17 protein-coding genes are annotated in these 18,550 nt (G+C 37.3%); 1 reads left to right on the top strand and 16 read right to left on the bottom strand.

Annotated features, from left to right (window positions below; translation table 11 throughout):
- Positions 1 to 2: 2 nt before the first annotated feature.
- Positions 3 to 1,373: a tyrosine-protein kinase domain-containing protein gene (locus PXH68_RS04090; protein WP_248028018.1), complete on the bottom strand. Its 1,371-nt coding sequence runs from the start codon at positions 1,371 to 1,373 to the stop codon at positions 3 to 5.
- Positions 1,374 to 1,544: 171 nt separating this feature from the next.
- Between PXH68_RS04090 and PXH68_RS04085 the strand changes: the two genes are divergently transcribed.
- Entirely contained in the window at positions 1,545 to 2,483 is a 939-nt protein-coding gene (locus PXH68_RS04085; protein WP_187321592.1) for a glycosyltransferase family 2 protein, read from the top strand.
- Positions 2,484 to 2,539: 56 nt separating this feature from the next.
- Here the strand turns inward: PXH68_RS04085 and PXH68_RS04080 are convergent, their stop codons facing one another.
- From PXH68_RS04080 to PXH68_RS04010, 15 genes are all read right to left on the bottom strand, one after another.
- A complete protein-coding gene (locus tag PXH68_RS04080; RefSeq protein ID WP_248028020.1) occupies positions 2,540 to 4,063 on the bottom strand; it encodes an oligosaccharide flippase family protein in 1,524 nt (507 codons plus the stop codon).
- A 42-nt stretch (positions 4,064 to 4,105) separates the two neighbouring features.
- The gene (locus PXH68_RS04075) at positions 4,106 to 5,116 is read right to left on the bottom strand and encodes a glycosyltransferase family 2 protein (RefSeq protein ID WP_248028022.1); all 1,011 of its coding nucleotides are present in this window, start codon (positions 5,114 to 5,116) and stop codon (positions 4,106 to 4,108) included.
- Positions 5,113 to 6,036 (bottom strand): glycosyltransferase family 8 protein, encoded by a 924-nt coding sequence (locus PXH68_RS04070; RefSeq protein WP_248028024.1) that lies wholly within the window; start codon positions 6,034 to 6,036, stop codon positions 5,113 to 5,115. Before PXH68_RS04070 ends, PXH68_RS04075 begins: the two co-directional genes overlap by 4 nt.
- On the bottom strand, positions 6,033 to 7,148 hold the full coding sequence (locus PXH68_RS04065; RefSeq protein WP_316715926.1) for a glycosyltransferase: 1,116 nt from the start codon (positions 7,146 to 7,148) through the stop codon (positions 6,033 to 6,035). Before PXH68_RS04065 ends, PXH68_RS04070 begins: the two co-directional genes overlap by 4 nt.
- A gap of 4 nt (positions 7,149 to 7,152) precedes the next feature.
- On the bottom strand, positions 7,153 to 8,187 hold the full coding sequence (locus PXH68_RS04060) for a polysaccharide pyruvyl transferase family protein (protein ID WP_248028026.1): 1,035 nt from the start codon (positions 8,185 to 8,187) through the stop codon (positions 7,153 to 7,155).
- Positions 8,135 to 9,544 carry a hypothetical protein gene (locus PXH68_RS04055; protein ID WP_316715925.1) on the bottom strand — a complete coding sequence of 470 codons (1,410 nt, stop codon included), beginning with the start codon at positions 9,542 to 9,544 and terminating at the stop codon, positions 8,135 to 8,137. The genes PXH68_RS04060 and PXH68_RS04055 overlap by 53 nt, the downstream gene beginning before the upstream one ends.
- Complete coding sequence (locus tag PXH68_RS04050) at positions 9,537 to 10,577, bottom strand: glycosyltransferase (protein ID WP_248028030.1); 1,041 nt, start codon at positions 10,575 to 10,577, stop codon at positions 9,537 to 9,539. Before PXH68_RS04050 ends, PXH68_RS04055 begins: the two co-directional genes overlap by 8 nt.
- Positions 10,578 to 10,626: 49 nt before the next feature.
- Positions 10,627 to 11,736 carry a glycosyltransferase family 4 protein gene (locus PXH68_RS04045; RefSeq protein WP_248028032.1) on the bottom strand — a complete coding sequence of 370 codons (1,110 nt, stop codon included), beginning with the start codon at positions 11,734 to 11,736 and terminating at the stop codon, positions 10,627 to 10,629.
- Positions 11,736 to 12,350: an acetyltransferase gene (locus PXH68_RS04040; RefSeq protein WP_248028034.1), complete on the bottom strand. Its 615-nt coding sequence runs from the start codon at positions 12,348 to 12,350 to the stop codon at positions 11,736 to 11,738. Before PXH68_RS04040 ends, PXH68_RS04045 begins: the two co-directional genes overlap by 1 nt.
- Positions 12,334 to 12,942: a sugar transferase gene (locus PXH68_RS04035; RefSeq protein ID WP_248028036.1), complete on the bottom strand. Its 609-nt coding sequence runs from the start codon at positions 12,940 to 12,942 to the stop codon at positions 12,334 to 12,336. The genes PXH68_RS04040 and PXH68_RS04035 overlap by 17 nt, the downstream gene beginning before the upstream one ends.
- A 3-nt stretch (positions 12,943 to 12,945) precedes the next feature.
- Positions 12,946 to 14,055: a DegT/DnrJ/EryC1/StrS family aminotransferase gene (locus PXH68_RS04030; protein WP_248028038.1), complete on the bottom strand. Its 1,110-nt coding sequence runs from the start codon at positions 14,053 to 14,055 to the stop codon at positions 12,946 to 12,948.
- Positions 14,056 to 14,057: 2 nt separating this feature from the next.
- The gene (locus PXH68_RS04025) at positions 14,058 to 15,854 is read right to left on the bottom strand and encodes a polysaccharide biosynthesis protein (RefSeq protein WP_248028039.1); all 1,797 of its coding nucleotides are present in this window, start codon (positions 15,852 to 15,854) and stop codon (positions 14,058 to 14,060) included.
- A gap of 10 nt (positions 15,855 to 15,864) precedes the next feature.
- Positions 15,865 to 16,575, bottom strand: coding sequence for a CpsD/CapB family tyrosine-protein kinase (locus PXH68_RS04020; RefSeq protein WP_238336203.1), 711 nt, complete (start codon positions 16,573 to 16,575; stop codon positions 15,865 to 15,867).
- A gap of 8 nt (positions 16,576 to 16,583) precedes the next feature.
- On the bottom strand, positions 16,584 to 17,312 hold the full coding sequence (locus PXH68_RS04015; RefSeq protein ID WP_248028042.1) for a YveK family protein: 729 nt from the start codon (positions 17,310 to 17,312) through the stop codon (positions 16,584 to 16,586).
- 133 nt (positions 17,313 to 17,445) lie between these two features.
- Complete coding sequence (locus tag PXH68_RS04010) at positions 17,446 to 18,465, bottom strand: branched-chain amino acid aminotransferase (RefSeq protein WP_248028043.1); 1,020 nt, start codon at positions 18,463 to 18,465, stop codon at positions 17,446 to 17,448.
- Between the last annotated feature and the right edge of the window lie 85 nt (positions 18,466 to 18,550).

Raw genomic sequence — 18,550 nt, 5'->3', positions numbered from 1 at the left:
CCCTAGTTCACTTTATAAAACAACTGCTGGAGGGCGCCTTCTCTTTCACGGACAGTACCATCAAAGACATAGCCTAGTACTTCAATTTGATAACTTTCCAGAAAACGATTCGCTTCAATTAAGTCATCAATCCGTGTTCCATCTTGTTTGACAAGCATGACAAGGTTTCGAATTTTTGTAGCCAAAATCTGAGCATCTGGTACACCATTTAAAGCTGCAGAATCAAAGAGAATCACATCAAAATGCTTCTCTAAATCCGCCAACAAGGTTGGTAACTTCTCAGAAGTCAAAATCTGAGAAACTGCTGAAAACTTTGGCCCACTTGGTAAAACAAATAAAGAAGATCCTTGAATAGCTTGGATCCCAAGTTCCCCTCCATTTTGCAAGTAACTAAATAAACCTACCTTATTTGACAGTTTGTAAATCCGATCGAGTGATGGATTTCGAAGATTGGCATCTACCAACAACACTTTTTTCCCATTATTTGCAAGACTATTTGCCAGATACATTGCAAGAGTTGTCTTTCCTGTCCCACTTTCAGCCGAACTAATCAAAAAGGTCTTTACAGCATTCTTATCTAGTTGCGTCTGTAACTTGGTTTTTATCCCTTCAATATTGTCCAATGAAATAGATTTTTGAGTTGATTTTTTATTGAATAAGCCTGATTTTGGATGTTCCTTTGTTGCACCCCTTACCTCCATTTGAAGAGGTGAAAGACTTACATTTCCTAATTCCAACCAAGAAAAAGTTGATAGAATAGCCGTCCCCTTTATCGTTGGACTCAACAACTCAAGCAAAATAATAACAAAAGAACTGACCACAGTTGCCAATACTGCTGCAAAAAAGATATTTCGTGAAATAATTGGCGAAACTTGATTCGTTGAAGGCTTGGCAGCTGATATTACTTTGATTTCTAGGTTTGAAGAATAATAATCATCCAGTTTAGATTGAAAAATCGCTGACACAGTATTTGCAATCTCGGCAGCAGTTTCTGGAGAAGTATCTGTAACACTAATCGCAAAAGTTTGTGATTCATCCTCTGTCACAACCTTGATTTTATTTCTAAGTTCTTGGTTCGAATAGGAAGTTGAAACCTCACTATTTACCAATGTCAAAATATCGTCCGAAAAGATGATACTTTCATATGTCTGAATCAACTTTGAGTTGGTTTGCAACTGGTTCAAGGTCAACTGAAGATTATCCGTTGCCTTTGGACTAACCAACAACTCAGCTGAAGAGCTATATAAGGGTTTTGCAACTGCTGTACTGTAGAAGACAGCTGCCACAACAAAAACTACAATCGTCAAGACAATCCATCTCAACTTCTCTTTTACTAATTTTACTATCGCAATTAAACTAAGCTCCTTGTCCATCTTTATCCCCCATTTTTTGTTTTGAAACGTCTGTTCCTTAGCACCTCATTATACCATTAAGGCTTGAAAAAATATAATAAAAGTAATTTTCGCTCCTCAATTCATTTAAAAGCTATGTTCTTTTTTCATGTGATATAATACAAGAAAACCCGAATGAAAAGAGGAAAAAACATGTCAAAAGTCTCAATCATTGTACCAGTTTACAATACCGAACCCTACTTGGAAGAATGTATCCTCTCACTTCGAAATCAGACACTTCAAGATATACAAATCATACTTGTAGATGACGCTTCAAGAGATCAATCATTAACCATAATGAACCAGCAAGCTGCAATAGACGATCGCATCCAGGTGATTGCTTTGGAAGAAAATTCTGGAGTTGGTTTAGCTAGAAATCTTGGAATACAGCAAGCTCAAGGGGATTTTCTAGCATTTGTTGATTCGGATGACTATGTCAAACCTGAAATGTTCGAAAAACTGTATCAAAAGGCAATTGAAGAATCCGCTGATATTGTCTTGTGTGATACGGATACATTTTCTTCTAACGGACAAAAAAAATCCGTTTGGTACAAACCAATCAATGGCAAACCTCAATTAAAAGACATATATCATAATACCCAACCAACTAGTCGAATTGTCTCTAAAGCACTAATTGACCAAATTCAATTTTCATTTTTACCAGGCATGGGAGAAGGAATCTTTTTCGAATTGATGATTCAAGCAAAAAAAATTGTTACAGTTCCTGAAAAACTATATGTATACCGCTCACGAGATGGCTCACTCAGTACAACACCAAACCCTCGAATTAATATCGAATCAAAAGAAAACAACCGTATTATGGGAGAACGAAATCCCGCATACAAGGACTACTTTACCTTTAAGGTTATCGAAGATCTCCTGCAACTGGTTGCAACAGCTGTTAAAATCAACGACCATCAAACCTACAAAAATGCCGTTCAAGAACTGAACGACCTCAACTATCGGAAGAACCCGTATCTCTCGACCTTTTATAAAGACGAATACCCCTGGCATCGCTACTATATCAAAGCCTACCTCCTTCCAGCCAACTTTTCTCTAGCCCGCCTCATCCACCGACTCACCCAAAAATAATCTATAATAAAAACACCGCCAGCCCCCATCCACTTGGGAAAGACTAGCGGTGTTTTTTAGGATTTATATCGTCGGAATTTGATACTACTAACTATCCCTTTCAATATATTTTTTTCTTCATCACTCATTACAAGTAAATAAAGAACTGAGAAATAAAAGATGGAATAGAGGGACATTTTTATTATGAGAAAGATAGCAGTTTCTGGTAGTTGAATCATTTCATTCCCAAGATATGAAATCACAACAACTGGCAACAATTTAACAAAAATCAATAAAATATTTTTCCAAAATAGTACTACATTTAATTTTATTATCTTTTGATAATAAATATTTAGAATGAGACCACTTGTAACAAACATTGTCATACCTGTCGATGCAGCAGCACCAATTCCACCCCAAGTGCGAGCCATGAAATATGTCGTAAAAACATTCGCAATTGCAGAAACGAAATACATTTTCGCCCTAAAGTTATACTTATTGACAACTTGCAAAATGGATAGACCTAGATTTTGAATTATGTCAATTGTAAAAGGCACCAATATAAGCATAGCGATATAGTAGGCCTCCATGTAGTACTTTCCAACCCAGAAACTAATAAACTCCTTACCAAAAATATAGAAAGCAGTTAAGACCAAAAATACCACTTGAAATGAGATACGCCCGACCTGAATAAATAATTCCGAAATCTTTTCAATACCATTTTTCTGTGAAAAAAGGAAACTTAACTTCGGAAAAAATACTGAAGAAATGGCTGTTCCTACAAAACTAAAATTCGTATAAATTTGAGCGCCAATTGAATATACTGCAACGACAGTAGTACTATACATTTTACCTAGAAGTATTTGATCCGCCCTCCAAAAAATTTGATCTGCAATACTAGCCAAAAGAATACTGCTAGCAAATAAAATGATATTTTTAGCCAAATTTGAATCAAATTCATGAAGACGTACAGTAACAGACAAGACTGTTCTACTGTAATAAAAACGATAGATAGAAACCATACAATTCAATAATAATTGAATAACTGTTATTGACATAGCATACGGGAATCTAACCAAAACAAATGCACAAATGATTGGTTGCATCAGTTGTACAATAATGGCAAGTATTTTTAATACCGCGAATCGTTCGTGGGCATTTATAGTTGCTAGGTAAATCGCATTTGACATTGTAACAATCATATTAATAATGAGTATCACCAACATGATCGAGCTTTCATTTAATTCAGCTTCTGTCAACGAGTTTTTAAAGTATATTCGAAAGAAATGAATTCCTACCAAACCAACCACTACAATAATTACTGATAAAATGCGATAAATGATTCTTGCTATTGCAAGAATATTTTCTTTTTTCTTGGTATCTCCACTCACATTTACATTGCAGTAATATCTCAAAACTCCACTTGATATACTTGCTTCAAATATAGATATATAAGCAAATACGGAAGCTACCAACTGGTATAGTCCATACTCACTCTTACCTAATAAATTCAGCACCATTGGTACATAGATAAGATTAACTACAGTTTGTATCACCAGATAAAGATAAGACAGAATGACCCCTTTTTTTCTATTGTCCATTAATTACTGTTTTCTCCTTTAATGAATCGAGAAACTATCTCGTTAACTGTTCGAAGCAATCATATTTAAATTCCAACATTTAAGTAATAATTTGACTATTTTTTTAAATAAAACTACCTTTGATGATTTACTAATTTTTAATAAGTCCGTATCCTCAACCATTTTGATGGACTTCACAAAAACAGGGTCCTTAAAATACTTATTTAAAGTTGTGAAATTTGGCTTTCTTTTTACATCAAAAAACAACTCTGCTAGACCTAAGTAAACTGTATTTGCATATAATTCACTCATTACATCCCAAACTTGGGCATATGGTTCTCTAGCCTCATAAAGTTTTTTATGAATGACAAAAAATGCATTTTCTGTATGTCGTTGACTCAAAGATTCACTTGAATGAATACGATAATGATAATAGGCATGAGGGATATAATATGTTTTTTCTAACTGATGATATAGTTCTAACAAAAACAATAAGTCCTCTCCGTATCTCAAACTAGTCTGTTGAATCTGGTGATGAGATAACAAAAATTCTCGCCGAATCATTTTATTACACGGGGAACTAAAACTACTATTTTGCATGCATTTCGGATAAACAATTCTTTGTATATCCTCTTTAAAAATCATTTGATTCTCCGGCAAGAGTAAAGGGTTGAGTTCGATACTATTTTCATGAATATGTTCTTTTACATAATCATAGAAAACCATATTTAGTTGATATTTTTCAGCTATGGTGAATGTATCATTAATTAATTCAACATCAATCCAATCATCGCTATCCACAAAAACAATGTATTTCCCTTTTGCAAGTTCCACTCCTTTGTTTCGAGCTGCAAACGGACCACTATTTTCTTGATGGACGACGACGATTCGCGAATCTATCGAGGCCATCTGTTGCATCAAAGAAAGCGTACTATCCGTTGAACCGTCATCAACACAAATAATCTCTATATCAGGAAATGTTTGATTCATTATCGATTTTAAACATTCCTCGATAAACTGTTCGGTATTGTAACCAATTACTATTATAGAAACTGAAGGCATAACTTTTCTCATGTTTTCCTATTTACTAAATTGACTTTTTCTTCATAATACCTATATACCTTATAATAGGGATGTTTAATTCCTTTTTTCAACCAGGGTCTTGCAAAAGGGCCACCATTAAAATGAAGGATAGCTGGATTGAAAAGCGCCTCCTTATACTGACTCTCCGAGTAAAACTCGTTCCCTATATATTTGCATATTTTCTTATGCGTCAACGCAAAAAAGAAATTCATTACATTATATCTCGGAGGAATGTTTTTCATATAGTCCCTCGAAACCACATTGATACTATCCTGATCGGGCATTTGAAGTAATTCTACGTTGTTTTTTGCATATTCTAAAACCTTCTCAGGAAAATTCAAATGCAATAATTCCTCAGTATCTAAAATGAGAACTCCACTATTTACTCCATGAGGCAGGTATTCATGCATTCCTTGTCTAAAATAATAGGTACACAAAACTCCTGTAATCGGATTACTAGATAAATTGAAAATAGATGTCAGCTCATCTACCACAATAGTATCAACGTCTAAATAAAGAACCTTCTTCTCAGGAACTAGTTTGGGTATTAATACCCTAACCCACGCTTCTATTGGCCATTTTTTAGAAATTTTTAAGTTGGAGAGACTACAAGCATCAACCGAAACAACTAGAATTTCCACATTTTCAGGAGCAACTTTATTCAAAGATTGGATGAGGGCATCTGATAAATTAATATTCAAAATATATAGTTTTACAAAACAACCAATATTTTCTAAACTCATGATCATAATTTGAGTCTGTTTTATAAAATGTTCGTTTGTTGAGATAGCTATTGTAATATATTGATGTTTTAGGAATTTTTTATCCCCCGAAATTTTTCTTATCAAGTTATTTTGGAAAAAAAATCGAATTTTACAATAATTCACGAAAGCAGCTAAATCATACTTCATACTTCCCTCCTAAAATTACAACTTTTCAAATACATTTTCTCAAGAATCCGACTATTTTGTTTACTACTGTATCCTTGTTCAATTAAGGTTTCTCTCAGCCGATTATCATTAACTTTAGCTTTTGGATTGTCCAGATATGACAAAATGCTATTTACCCACTCATCAACACTATCGACCGGTAGAAATTCTACAAGACCAAGACCTAAATCACTTTCACTATCAATCCTATCGGAAGCAATTGCTGGAATGCCACTTGCTTGAGACTCCACTAAAGTAACTGGAAAACCTTCATATAGAGATGGTAAAACCAAGAGATTAGCTGCCTTCATCAATTGAGGGATATCTGAACGCGACCCCAGCAGCAACATGAATGCTTCTAGTTTTTGTTCTTTGATCTGATTCGTAACTCTTTCTTCATCTGGACCACTACCACAACATAATAGAACGACATCCTTTCGAATGGAACTGATTTTTTTCATCACCTGAACCAAAAAATCATGATTCTTTTGTTGAGACAGTCTGCCCACGTGAAGTAAAACTTTGGTATCAGGATTCAGATTCAATTCTTCGTGTATGTTATGTTGAGGGGCATCTAAAAATTTATCAATATCTATAGCATTCTTTATAGTTAAGAACATTCGCTTGCCATATAAAAATCTCCCCGCTTCTTTTCCACAAGCCAATAAGTCGGTCGATAGCCAGGCAATCAGCGTTCGGAAAATAGGCATCATCATTTCAATTTTTCTACTAAATGCCGTCGTTAAATGGGAATGAGAAATTCTATACTGTACACCTGCTAGTTTGGCCGCAAGCAAGAGGATAGGATTCTGCGTTAAATTATGGCAATGGACTACATCCGCTTTCTCTTTTTTACAAATAGAAATGATGCTCCGCATATAAGCAACTAGACCAACTTCTTTCAAAGGAGAAACTTGGTGGACGGCTCCACCCAAATGTGTAATCTCATCTTCATATCTTCTGCGATTGCTCTGTACAACGAAAACAAAGCGAATCTTCCGATGGTCAATGTTTCGATAGGCGTCCATTAACATCGCCTCAACACCACCGTCTCCTAACTCTGAAATAATCTGAAGAACTGTCGTTTTCTTCATACACTTATCCTTTTCGAATATTTTCCAAAGAACGAACTTTATAGCGGATATTTGACTTTAACTCTCTAAACCAAATTGGCTCTAATCTATGTACTTTACGAAACTGAATCACACGTTCTCTCGCTTCAGCCAAGGCCGCTCGATTCTCTCGGTCGATTTGGTGAAAATCAATAGTATCAAGTTTGTGACTAGCAAATGCCCTAGCAATTTTTTTCAAATTGTCTCGAACAACAAGATACTCTTTGGGATTTTCCAACGGTTTTTCTAAATCAAGCGGATAGTTTCCCGAAAATAGCTCTTGTAATGTACATGCATTTACAAAATATTTTAGTCCTTCATATCGCTCATCGCCGTATTTACCTTCTAAAAGCAAAACCGGAGTCCCTAATGCCAATGAAGGGAGTGCCCCATGCAGTCGACCAGTAATAACCATATGGGCCTCTCCATATACTTTCAGTAATTCTTCCGCCTGCTTAATCCGCTCAGCGTAATTTTGGGGCCAATCATTTTTTTCAGGTCGAACAACCAAAACTTCTCTTTTAGTTTGATTTCGAATAAACTCTTCTAACTCCTTGGTAGGATCAATCAAGCAAATATAATCTTTTCTTTCCTTACCAAATCCTTCAAGTGTCATTGTCAAACAACCAGAAAAATAGGACGATACACCAGCTTTTTCTAACATCTTAGCTGTAAAGGTATCACGACCACCTACTGGACTAAACTGGTTAAAATAATCAACCGACTCTTTTGAGAGCATAAAGTGACTTGGGACTCGACCGCTCTTCTGCATCGTATTTGAAATATGAATAGAAGTAAGTAATGGATTGATGTCTGATGATGGTGGCCAATTTTGGGGCTCGTGCATGTACCATCCGTTTGCAATAATAGAAAGAGATTCTCCGCGATAAAGGTTCATACTCTCCCTATCAATCCACTTATCTGCTGCAATTTCTCCAACAAACTGCCTAGCAGCAATACATTGAAAATCATCTCCGATATTTTGAGTTGAGCTGGTAATCATCCAACCAATTGATTTCATTTATTCTTTTCTCCTTATTGTTAATAGTTACTGAAGCAAAAACCAAGGACATCAACATATAAAAACTATCTACTTCTAAAAAGTTGACCCCGAAACCACCTACTCCAATTATTGCAAGTGGTAATAGCGACCATATTGTAAAATATTTTCTATTTCTATTCATTAAGTTATTTAACAGAAAAATAATACCTATTATTAATAATACTATGCTTCCAATTAAACCAAGTGTTACATAGAATTCAATATACATGTTATGCGCATATGCTCCAATTCCGCTTCGAATATTGTATTGAGCAATTCCAATTCCAAATAGCATCCTAATCCAAACACTATTGGTAAACTCTACATATGAACTTAAAAGATCACTTCTACCACTTGTTAATTGACTAATATTGTCCATTTCAAACCGCGTCAAAAGGTAATTAATATTTGAAAAAAATATATCTTTTGCAACAAAAAGAACGAGACCTAATACAAGCAAAATAAATACATTTGGAAGAATAAGGCCTTTAAAAATTTGAATAACAAACACAAACAATAACATTATAATGAGAACCAAGGCAATGATATAGAACATTCTAGAGGATGAAGAAAGCCCAAATAGAAGAAGCAGAAAAGCACTTAAATAGTTTAAAGCCGAATAGGACTTCTCCTCCATCATCAACAGAATGAGCATAGCGACAGCTAAACAAATATAGAGGCCAAAATAGTTTGGATCTCCACTAGCTCCTTCATTACGGTTTAGAATACTTGTATTGACAAATATGTTTACAAAGCCCCCTGCTAAAAATCGCGTGATGACACCATATAAGACAGAAAGCACAACACCTTCAATGAAGGAAGGAATGTAAGCATTCACCAATTGACTTCTACTTGTTTCTTCAAATGCGGAAATCCCTGCAAAAATACAGAGATAGAGAATGGGAATACTTGTTATTCCAACCGAATTAAAGCCCGCATCCGAAAAAATACTCCACCTTAGTAAATCAGCATAAATAAAAAAAATAAAAACGAAAAACTTTGATTTCTTTAAACCGATTTTTCGGTAAATAAACAGTAAGTACAAAGCAAAGAAAGCAATATATAAGTTTCCAAGTGGAAATCCATGAACCACCGTAATCCCCATCAATGGAATGGACATCAAAATTTGCTGAATTATTTTATCATGTCGAAACTTTGTCATGTAGTAAAATTCTTGACAAAATAGGACCAGAAAATAAGCGAGAATGACAAACTGATTCTGGGTTACAGCAAACAATGATGTAAAGAATAACCCTAGACCAAACTTGTACTTATCTGACTTATACATGTCATCATCCTTTCCTGTAAGTGTGGAAAAACCGAAACCTTTACTCATAATAAGCAGATAGTACATTTTTAAACTGTTCCAAATCGAGCAATTCTTTAGAACGTTCTAAACTATTTACGCTAAATTCACGATAAAGATTTTCATCATTAATTAACTGATAAATTCTATCTGCTAGTTTAGAATTTTCATCCGACAAATACCCCGTTTTCCCTTCAAGAACTAACTCACACAAGCCGTCTGTTGGGGTACTAACAATAGGAATCCCCAAGGAAAGTGCCTCTAATGCACACATAGGTAACCCTTCCCATAAAGACGTCAAAACCAAAATCTTTGATCTTTTTAATATCGGATAGGGATTTGTCTGAAAACCTAACATATCGATAGCTCCATCCAATCCATATTCAGCAATTTTTCGACGAACTTCTTCTTCCAATAAGCCCGTTCCAACGATTGCAGCCTTGATTGTTGGCACCTTCTTAACAAGCTCTGATAGAAGGTCAATGAAACGTAGGGGATTTTTTTCAAAAGATAGCCTCCCCAAGTAAATGACATCGTATTGACTCTCCGATTCTGTCAGCTTCGCTTTTCTGATAATTTCCTGTCGATCAACCACATTATAAAGAACAGAACTTTTCTGGCTAATTTTTTCTTTATAATAATAGCCTTCTTTAGCAGCTTCTGATACCCAAAAGATATGCTTTGCTCTTTTTGATGCATAGTCAAACAAAAAGACTTTGAGGTTCAATTTTCTCGAATCAAATCCATTGTTATGAATGTGACAAACAAATGGAATAGTCCTACAGGCTAAAGAAGTTAAAAAACTCGCTCGCATATCATGTGCATGTATCATCGTCGGTTTTACCTGAGCAATGACACGTCGTATCTCACCAACACTTTTTTTAGCAATTGGAACAAACTCAATTCCTTCTTGTTCTAATTTTTCTCTAATAGGCCCATCCAAACTGCAGTAGACCATTCGATATTCTGAATGAGACCGAAACATCTTAATAATTTGACAAACTACATTTTCAGCACCTGAAAAAATATTTGAACTCAAGATATGTAAGACAACTTTATTCACATCGTTCTCCATTTTTTATCATCTTCTTTACATCAATAGAATCTATCTATCAATAATATGTTTCTAATATGCTATTTTCAACCAATCCTTTGTCAAATTTCTTCACCATTTTTTGCGATTCTTTTGACATTTGATACATTAATTGCTTATCTTCAAAAATTTCTATGATCGAATTCACAAATGCGATTTCATCATTTATAGGAACGATAAAACCATTACGATTGTTTTCTACTAAATCTCGATTTCCTCTACAATCTGTGACAATCAAAGGAAGACCTGTTGCCATTGCTTCAATTAGATTGACCGGAAGCCCTTCTCTTTTTGAACTAGATAAAGCAAGGTCCGAAGCTCTTAAAAGATCTGCAATATCTTTGCGATAGCCTAATAATTGAATAAATTGCCCCAATCCTTTGTCAATCACTAACTGTTGAAGTTTATTTTCAAGTTGGCCACTACCAACAAGTAATAGAACTACATCCTCTCTTTGTTTAGAAATTGCTTCCATCATGTTGATCAAAAGTATTTGATTTTTATTGGTATTTAATTCTCCAATACAAATCAAATACTTCTTATCTACTTCAAGTCCCAATCGTTTCTTGATAATCAATTTTTCATCAACTGAAACAGGATGAAACTTCTCTAAATCAACTCCCACACCATTAATCAAATACAAATGCTTCATCTTAAACTTTCTTTGAGCAATAGAAAAATCTTCCTTATTGATAGTTATCAAGGTGTCTGTATAGCGCGAGAGAAATTTTTCAATCGGATAGTAGGTCAGCCAATTAAATAGAGGGCCACCTTTTAGAAAATGAAAGCCATGTGCAGTATAGAATACTTTCGTTTTTTCTATCCCCTTACAAGCTAGTCGAACTAGTACTGATGCAACCGGTGTGTGTGTATGAACAATATCATACTCTTCTTGCAATACTAGTTTGCGTATTTGTCTAATCAAGCCTAAAAAGTTGTTCTTTCTAGGACTCCTATTGAACTGCATTTCAATAAAATTTCTAGTACTTTTTAAGAGATTTTGATTTAAGGGTTGCTCGATTTTACAAGCAATATCCACCACATGCCCAACCTTTGTCAACTCCTCAATGTGAGGGGTTAGAAATGCGTTTAATGTATTTGAAATCGTTGTTACGTATAGTATTTTCATTACTGAATCTTTCTACAAGGATTACCAACATAGGTTCCAGAACTAGTGATGGATTGGATGACAACTCCGCCTGCGCCGACAATGACATCTTTACATATTGACAATGACTGAATGACAGAACTACCAATTCCTATCCATGTCTGCTGACCAACGGTCACTCCACCAGCAAGATGACTCCCAGGAGAAATATGAACAAAATCGCCTAATTTGCAATCATGATCAATGCTTGCTGCTGTATTTACTATGCAACCATCTCCCAGTTTGACATTAGGTTGAAGAACTGCATTCGCCATTACCACACAGGATTTACCTAAGCTAACTGTTGGCGACACGATTGCCCGCGGATGGATAAGACTAGGCTGCTCCCAGTCTTTAAAACGATGAACAATTTTTGAACGGATTTTATTGTCACCAATTGCTACAAAGACAGCAGCATCAGAAGGAATCGGATACTGGCTCGTCCCCACTATCGACCAGGGACCAAGATGGCATTCTTTTGAAAAATCATCCAAGAAATAGATGTCTTGATAGCCGTTCAAGCTTGCAATTTCAGCAACAACCTTACCATGACCCGATGCACCAATAATGAATAGTTGTTTATTTTTCACTTCCATAAAACTTTTCCATTGTGTCTGAACTTGCTGAGTGGATTCCTTCTCTCACCAGGACTTTCAATATTGTCTTTATTAAAATCTGACAATCTTTCCAAAACGAAATCGACTCCACATATTGAACATCAAAGTCAAATTTTTCCTCCCAGCTGATGGCATTTCTACCACTAATCTGTGCCAATCCTGTCAATCCTGGACGAACAGAATGTCGCTTTCTTTGATGACTAGTATATAAATCTAAATATTCTACTAGGAGAGGCCGTGGCCCGATAAGGCTCATGTCTCCTTTTACAATATTCCACAGTTCAGGAAGCTCGTCTAGACTGGTTGAGCGTAGAAAGGCTCCAAAGGGTGTCAGTCGTTGGCTGTCTGGCAATAAGTTCCCTGCTTGATCACGCGCATTTGTCATGGTGCGGAATTTGTACATCTTAAAAATACGTTCATTCTTCCCAGGACGTTCTTGACTAAACAAGACTGGTGTCCCCAAATTCAACGCTACTAAGCAAGCAATCACAAGAATCAAAGGAATCAGAATGACCAAGGCAAGGAGCGACACAACAAAATCTAAGAGGCGTTTTACAAATCGTCTATACATCTTTTACTCCCAAAAGCTTCTGATAATTCCAATAACCTTATCAATGTCCTCATCAGTCATTTTGGTATCACTTGGTAGGCAGAGGCCATTTTCGAACAAGTCCGCTGCAACTTCTCCACCAAAATACGGTGCATCTTCAAAAACAGGCTGTAAATGCATCGGTTTCCAAACTGGTCTGGACTCAATATTTTCTTTTGCTAAAGCCTCCATCAGCATGGATGGTCTTACATTTTTAGAAGTGATCTGAATAGCTGATAACCAATAATTGGAACGTTCGCCTAAACGCTCTGATAAAAGACTAATGTCACCTATATCACCAAAACCTTCTAGATAACGCTGGTGAATGTGCCGTTTTTGTTCAATGCGTTCTTCTAAGACCTGTAATTGCCCACGACCGATACCTGCACAGATATTACTCATACGGTAGTTATAACCGATGTGACTATGTTGGTAATGCGGTGCTTGATCACGCGCTTGAGTCGCCAAAAATCGAGAAAAACTTGCTTGCTCTTCTTGACTTGTAACAAGCATTCCCCCTCCAGAAGTAGTAATAATCTTATTTCCATTGAAGGAAAGAATCGCCTGCTGACCAAAGGTTCCTGTCCATTGGTTTTGGTAGATTGTACCCAGACTTTCTGCCGCATCTTCAATCAAAGGAACCTGGTATTCGGCACAAATAGTCCGTATCTCATCAATTTTTGCGGTGATACCATAGAGATGCACAACTATAACAGCTTTGGGGGTATAAGTTTTAAATGCCTCTCGCAAAGCTACTGGATCCATATTCCAAGTCTCTTTCTCTGAATCGATAAAGACTGGAATGGCTTTCTCATAAACAATCGGATTGGCACTTGCAGAAAATGTCAGAGACTGACAAAAGACATAATCACCTTCTTGAATCCCAAGATTCTTAAGTGCCAAATGCATGGCTGCTGTCCCAGATGATAAAGCAACACAAGGTCTGCCTCCTAGCAAGTGGGATACTTCTGTTTCAAATTCATCGACATTCTTCCCAAGTGGTGCAACCCAATTGGTATCAAAAGCTTCTTGTACAAAAGCTTCTTCAAACTTTCCTTCACTCATGTGAGGAGACGCCAGATAGATTCGTTTCATGTTTACTCCTGTTTTGCAAATGCTACTAATTTTTTCTTGAGCTCACTCGTCGATTGTTTGGCTAAATCAGATAGGAAAGTGTCCACTTCTTTACTCGATTTTTCTTGAACACGACCGACAAATATCTTTTGGTGAACTTGATTGCTAACCCGTTCACTGCTCGCTAACAATTCCTCATATAACTTTTCTCCTGGTCGGATGCCTGATTCCACAATAGCAATTTCATCTTCGCTAAAACCACTTAGTTTGATGACCTTTTTGGCCAAATCGACAATTTTAACAGGCTCGCCCATATCCAAGACGAAAACTTCTCCTCCATTTGCCAAAAAACTAGCCTGCACAACCAAGCTGCTGGCCTCTGGGATGGTCATAAAGTAACGAGTCATTCGGAAATCCGTTACCGTTACAGGTCCACCTGTGCTTATCTGTTCCTTGAAGAGGGGTACGACACTACCTCGACTCCCCAAGACGTTGCCAAAGCGGACAGCTACAAATTGTGTCTTACTATTTTCATTTAAGGCTGTGACAATCATTTCTGCAATCCTTTTAGTCGCCCCCATCACGTTTGGTGGGTTAACAGCCTTATCTGTTGATACCATCACAAACTTTTCTACGCCGTATTTCTTGGCAGCTTCTGCAACATTTTTTGTCCCGTAGATATTGTTTTTGATTGCTTCTTTTGGATTGGATTCCATAAGAGGGACATGCTTGTGTGCAGCCGCATGGTAAACAAGGTTTGGTCGGTAAGTTGCCATAATCGAGTCAATCACTTCTTGATCTTGAATATCCGCAATCAAGGGTATAATCTCTACTTTTGTGCCAATTTTAGCTTGGAGTTCGCGATGGATTTGGTAAATTGAATTTTCTCCATGCCCCAGTAACAAAAGGCGTTTCGGTAAATACTTGGAAACCTGGCGACAAATCTCAGAACCAATAGACCCCCCTGCCCCTGTCACCAGGATAGTCTTTCCACGAAGGAAATCACCAATTGTTTCTTGATCCAGTACGATTTCAGGTCGATCCAACAAATCAGCGATGTCAATATCTTTAACGGTATTGGTCGAAAAGTCATCGGATAAAATTTCTTCGATATGGGGCATTGTCAAGACTTTGACACGATGAGCATTACAGATATCAAGAATTTCTTCCTTATCCTTGATGGTCAGAGATGGTATCGCAATGACCACTTGTTCAACTTCCAATTCATGAACAATTTTAGGGATATCCTTTCTGCCACCAATGACACGAATCTCGTAAATATAGCCTCCATGCTTGGTCGGATCATCATCAACAATTCCAACAATATCGTAATTGAGTTTTTTATCAACGATGGTTTTGATAAACAAATAGCCACCATCCCCTGCTCCAATAATTAAGGTCTTCTTTTTAACATTGTTGCATTTGGTATTTTTTGTTTTCCATTCGTATTTGGCACGCCAAATTAAACGAGGAAACAGCATCAAAATCATGGATGTTGCTAAAGAAATGATTAAAAATCGGTAACTTATGGTCATATTTGCCAAGAAACCATAAGGAATGCAGAGCAAGTAAGATACAAACAAGCTAAAGCTGATTTTTAAGAGAGCCCTGTAGTCCGTAAAACGAGTCAGCCAGAAGAAAATCTTTAGCTTATAAGACATGACTAAGTAAGCAAGACAGACAACAATATAGTTTGCTAATAGATTAAATTTTGAAACAGAAATAATGATGTCTAAAAATGCTTGACTGAGTACCATTGACAGTCCAATCATCGATAAGTCAAAGATTATTAAGATTGTCTGTTTATATATTCTATTCATCTTCTATTCCTTATTTCTCACCGTAATAGTAGTTTTTCTCCGCTTCTAATGGAACGTCGTTCATAACATAGCCGATGAGATTGGCTTTGACATTCCGCAATAACTGAACTGCCTTGTGAACTTCATTTTTCTGAACATAGCCTTGGCGAACGACTAACAAGACACCATCGACTTGACTAGCCAAAATCTGAGCATCTGCCACACTGGTTACTGGCGGAGCATCATAAATCACATAGTCAAAATAGTCGGTCAACTCCTGCATCAGACTCTTCATATTTTGTGAATTCAAGAGTTCTGATGGATTGGGTGGTAGACTGCCTGTTGTCAGTACAAATAAATCCAACTCATGTACATAGTCAACAAACTTTGTATATTGGGTTTCACGATGCAAAATAGCCTCAGATAAGCCGACGGTATTGGCCAACTTAAAGGTACGATGGACGGTTGGTTTGCGCAAATCCGCATCTACTAGGAGGACTCGCTTTCCGATTGATGCCAAACTGTATGCTAAGTTGGCTGCTGTGGTTGATTTTCCTTCTGCTGGAATAGACGACGTCACGAGAAGTGATTTCAAGTTGCCGTTGACACGCGCGTACTCAAGGTTCGTCCGGAGCACACGGATTTGTTCCGAATTTAGGCTAAATGGCTGCATATAGGTAAACAAGGGTGCGCCTGCTCGCTGTTTTGACTGTGTACGTAATCGTTTCTGTTTCTTAAACATAATGACCTCTAATTTCTCTTAGCATCTCTGATAAAGTACGTGCTGGAAACTTCCTTATCCTTGAGGGAGTACAGTTCCGTCATCAAGGTCAAGCCCTCAGCCTCAAGGTAATCGTGATTGCTGATTGTATGGTCCATTAGGCGACGTACAACCAAGAATAGACTGGATAAGGTCATCCCCACTACAGCTCCTAAAATGACAAAGCGCACCATGGAGGGAGCAACTTTTTTATCTTGGAAAGAAGCCGGAGATAGAATAACAATCTTATTGATGTTTTCACCGTAAATTTCTGTCAAGATATCTGTAAATTGATTGGTAATATTGGCCAAGGTTTCTTGAGCAGATTTAGCAGAATCCAAACGGATCGCAATCGAAAATGCCTGGGAATTTTCGGATTGTTTGAAGGTCAAATGCTTTTGTAATTCAGAAACAGAATAGCGTCCTTCTGATTTGTCTGCCACAGGCCCTAGCACAGGAATCCCATATAAAATATCTCGATAAGTGGGAATCATATCAATATTAGCCTTGATGGTCCCAATTTGGTTACTGGAATCTGCCTGAGCTTGAGTAACTAGAATCTGCGCTTCTGACTGGTACTCTGCTGGGACAAACATTCGAGCATATAGAACCGACAGCCCGCTACAAAAAATGATGGAAAAAAATAGGAAGACAATATTCTTACGAATGATTTTTAACAAATCAAAAATATCGATGAGTTCTGCATTCTGCTGATTCATAAACAACTCCGTTTTATATTAATATACTACCATTCTATTCTACCACAAAGTTGTCAATTTTGAACATAAATTATATATATTAATCTTATTAAAAAAATCAAAACACCCAGCAAAATGCTGAGTGTTTTAGGGACTAAATCTCGACAATCCAACCTTCTGGCGCTTCAATATCACCAAACTGGATGCCTGTTAATTCGTCATATAATTTACGCGTGACAGGTCCTACTTCTGTTTCGCTATGGAAAACATGAAGTTTGTCTGCAATCTGGATACCACCAATTGGTGAGATGACTGCAGCTGTTCCGCAAGCTCCTGCTTCGACAAACTGGTCTAATTCTTCGACAAGGACTTCTCGTTCCACTGCCTTCATTCCCAGACGATGCTCTGCCAAATACAAGAGAGAATACTTGGTAATGGACGGCAAGATTGATGGTGAAATCGGTGTGACAAACTCGTTATTGGCTGTAATACCAAAGAAATTAGCAGACCCTACTTCTTCAATCTTGGTGTGGGTAGCTGGGTCCAGATAGATGACGTCTGAGAAGCCCTGCTTTTTAGCATATTGGCCCGGCAAGAGCGATGCTGCATAGTTGCCACCAACCTTAGCTGCCCCTGTTCCATTTGGTGCCGCACGGTCGTACTTGTCCTGAATGAGGAAGTTGGTCGGAGCCAAACCACCCTTGAAGTAGTTTCCGACCGGCATGGCAAAAACGGTGAAAATGTACTCTTCTGCTGGTTTTACGCCGATGATGTCGCCGACACCAATCAGGAGCGGGCGGAGATAGAGCGTGCCACCAGTTCCATAGGGAGGAACGTAATCTGCATTGGCTTTGACCACCTCTTTACAAGCCTTGATGAAAAGGTCCGTCGGTACAGGCTCCATGAGCAAGCGATCAGCAGTTCGTTGAAGGCGCTCAGCGTTTTGGTCTGGACGAAAGAGCTGGAGTTTCCCCTCCTTAGTGCGATAGGCCTTGAGGCCTTCAAAAGCTTGCTGACCATAGTGAAGGGCTGGTGAGCTTTCTGAAATGTGCAGTTCCGCATCTTCGGTCAATTGCCCTTCAGACCATTGGCCGTTTTTGAAATGAGCAATGAAGCGGTAAGGTAGTTTCAAATAAGAAAAACCAAGGTTTTCCCAGTCGATTGTTACTGTCATAGATATTCTCCAAAGGTATTTTTTACTATTTTACTACTTTTGAAAGTGATTTTCAATTAAAAATTCAGAAAATTTTGTGAATATA

Origin of the sequence: Streptococcus sp. 29896 (genome assembly GCF_032594915.1) — a bacterium.
GTDB lineage: Bacteria > Bacillota > Bacilli > Lactobacillales > Streptococcaceae > Streptococcus > Streptococcus suivaginalis.
Note: the sequence above shows the minus strand (reverse complement) of the source record. Positions and strands in the feature narration are given on the sequence as shown.

Excerpts from the sequence above, each read along its gene's own strand:
- PXH68_RS04090 (WP_248028018.1), bottom strand. The coding sequence starts at position 1,373 with ATGGACAAGGAGCTTAGTTTAATTGCGATAGTAAAATTAGTAAAAGAG.
- PXH68_RS04085 (WP_187321592.1), top strand. The coding sequence starts at position 1,545 with ATGTCAAAAGTCTCAATCATTGTACCAGTTTACAATACCGAACCCTAC.
- PXH68_RS04080 (WP_248028020.1), bottom strand. The coding sequence starts at position 4,063 with ATGGACAATAGAAAAAAAGGGGTCATTCTGTCTTATCTTTATCTGGTG.
- PXH68_RS04075 (WP_248028022.1), bottom strand. The coding sequence starts at position 5,116 with ATGAGAAAAGTTATGCCTTCAGTTTCTATAATAGTAATTGGTTACAAT.
- PXH68_RS04070 (WP_248028024.1), bottom strand. The coding sequence starts at position 6,036 with ATGAAGTATGATTTAGCTGCTTTCGTGAATTATTGTAAAATTCGATTT.
- PXH68_RS04065 (WP_316715926.1), bottom strand. The coding sequence starts at position 7,148 with ATGAAGAAAACGACAGTTCTTCAGATTATTTCAGAGTTAGGAGACGGT.
- PXH68_RS04060 (WP_248028026.1), bottom strand. The coding sequence starts at position 8,187 with ATGAAATCAATTGGTTGGATGATTACCAGCTCAACTCAAAATATCGGA.
- PXH68_RS04055 (WP_316715925.1), bottom strand. The coding sequence starts at position 9,544 with ATGAGTAAAGGTTTCGGTTTTTCCACACTTACAGGAAAGGATGATGAC.
- PXH68_RS04045 (WP_248028032.1), bottom strand. The coding sequence starts at position 11,736 with ATGAAAATACTATACGTAACAACGATTTCAAATACATTAAACGCATTT.
- PXH68_RS04040 (WP_248028034.1), bottom strand. The coding sequence starts at position 12,350 with ATGGAAGTGAAAAATAAACAACTATTCATTATTGGTGCATCGGGTCAT.
- PXH68_RS04035 (WP_248028036.1), bottom strand. The coding sequence starts at position 12,942 with ATGTATAGACGATTTGTAAAACGCCTCTTAGATTTTGTTGTGTCGCTC.
- PXH68_RS04030 (WP_248028038.1), bottom strand. The coding sequence starts at position 14,055 with ATGAAACGAATCTATCTGGCGTCTCCTCACATGAGTGAAGGAAAGTTT.
- PXH68_RS04025 (WP_248028039.1), bottom strand. The coding sequence starts at position 15,854 with ATGAATAGAATATATAAACAGACAATCTTAATAATCTTTGACTTATCG.
- PXH68_RS04020 (WP_238336203.1), bottom strand. The coding sequence starts at position 16,575 with ATGTTTAAGAAACAGAAACGATTACGTACACAGTCAAAACAGCGAGCA.
- PXH68_RS04015 (WP_248028042.1), bottom strand. The coding sequence starts at position 17,312 with ATGAATCAGCAGAATGCAGAACTCATCGATATTTTTGATTTGTTAAAA.
- PXH68_RS04010 (WP_248028043.1), bottom strand. The coding sequence starts at position 18,465 with ATGACAGTAACAATCGACTGGGAAAACCTTGGTTTTTCTTATTTGAAA.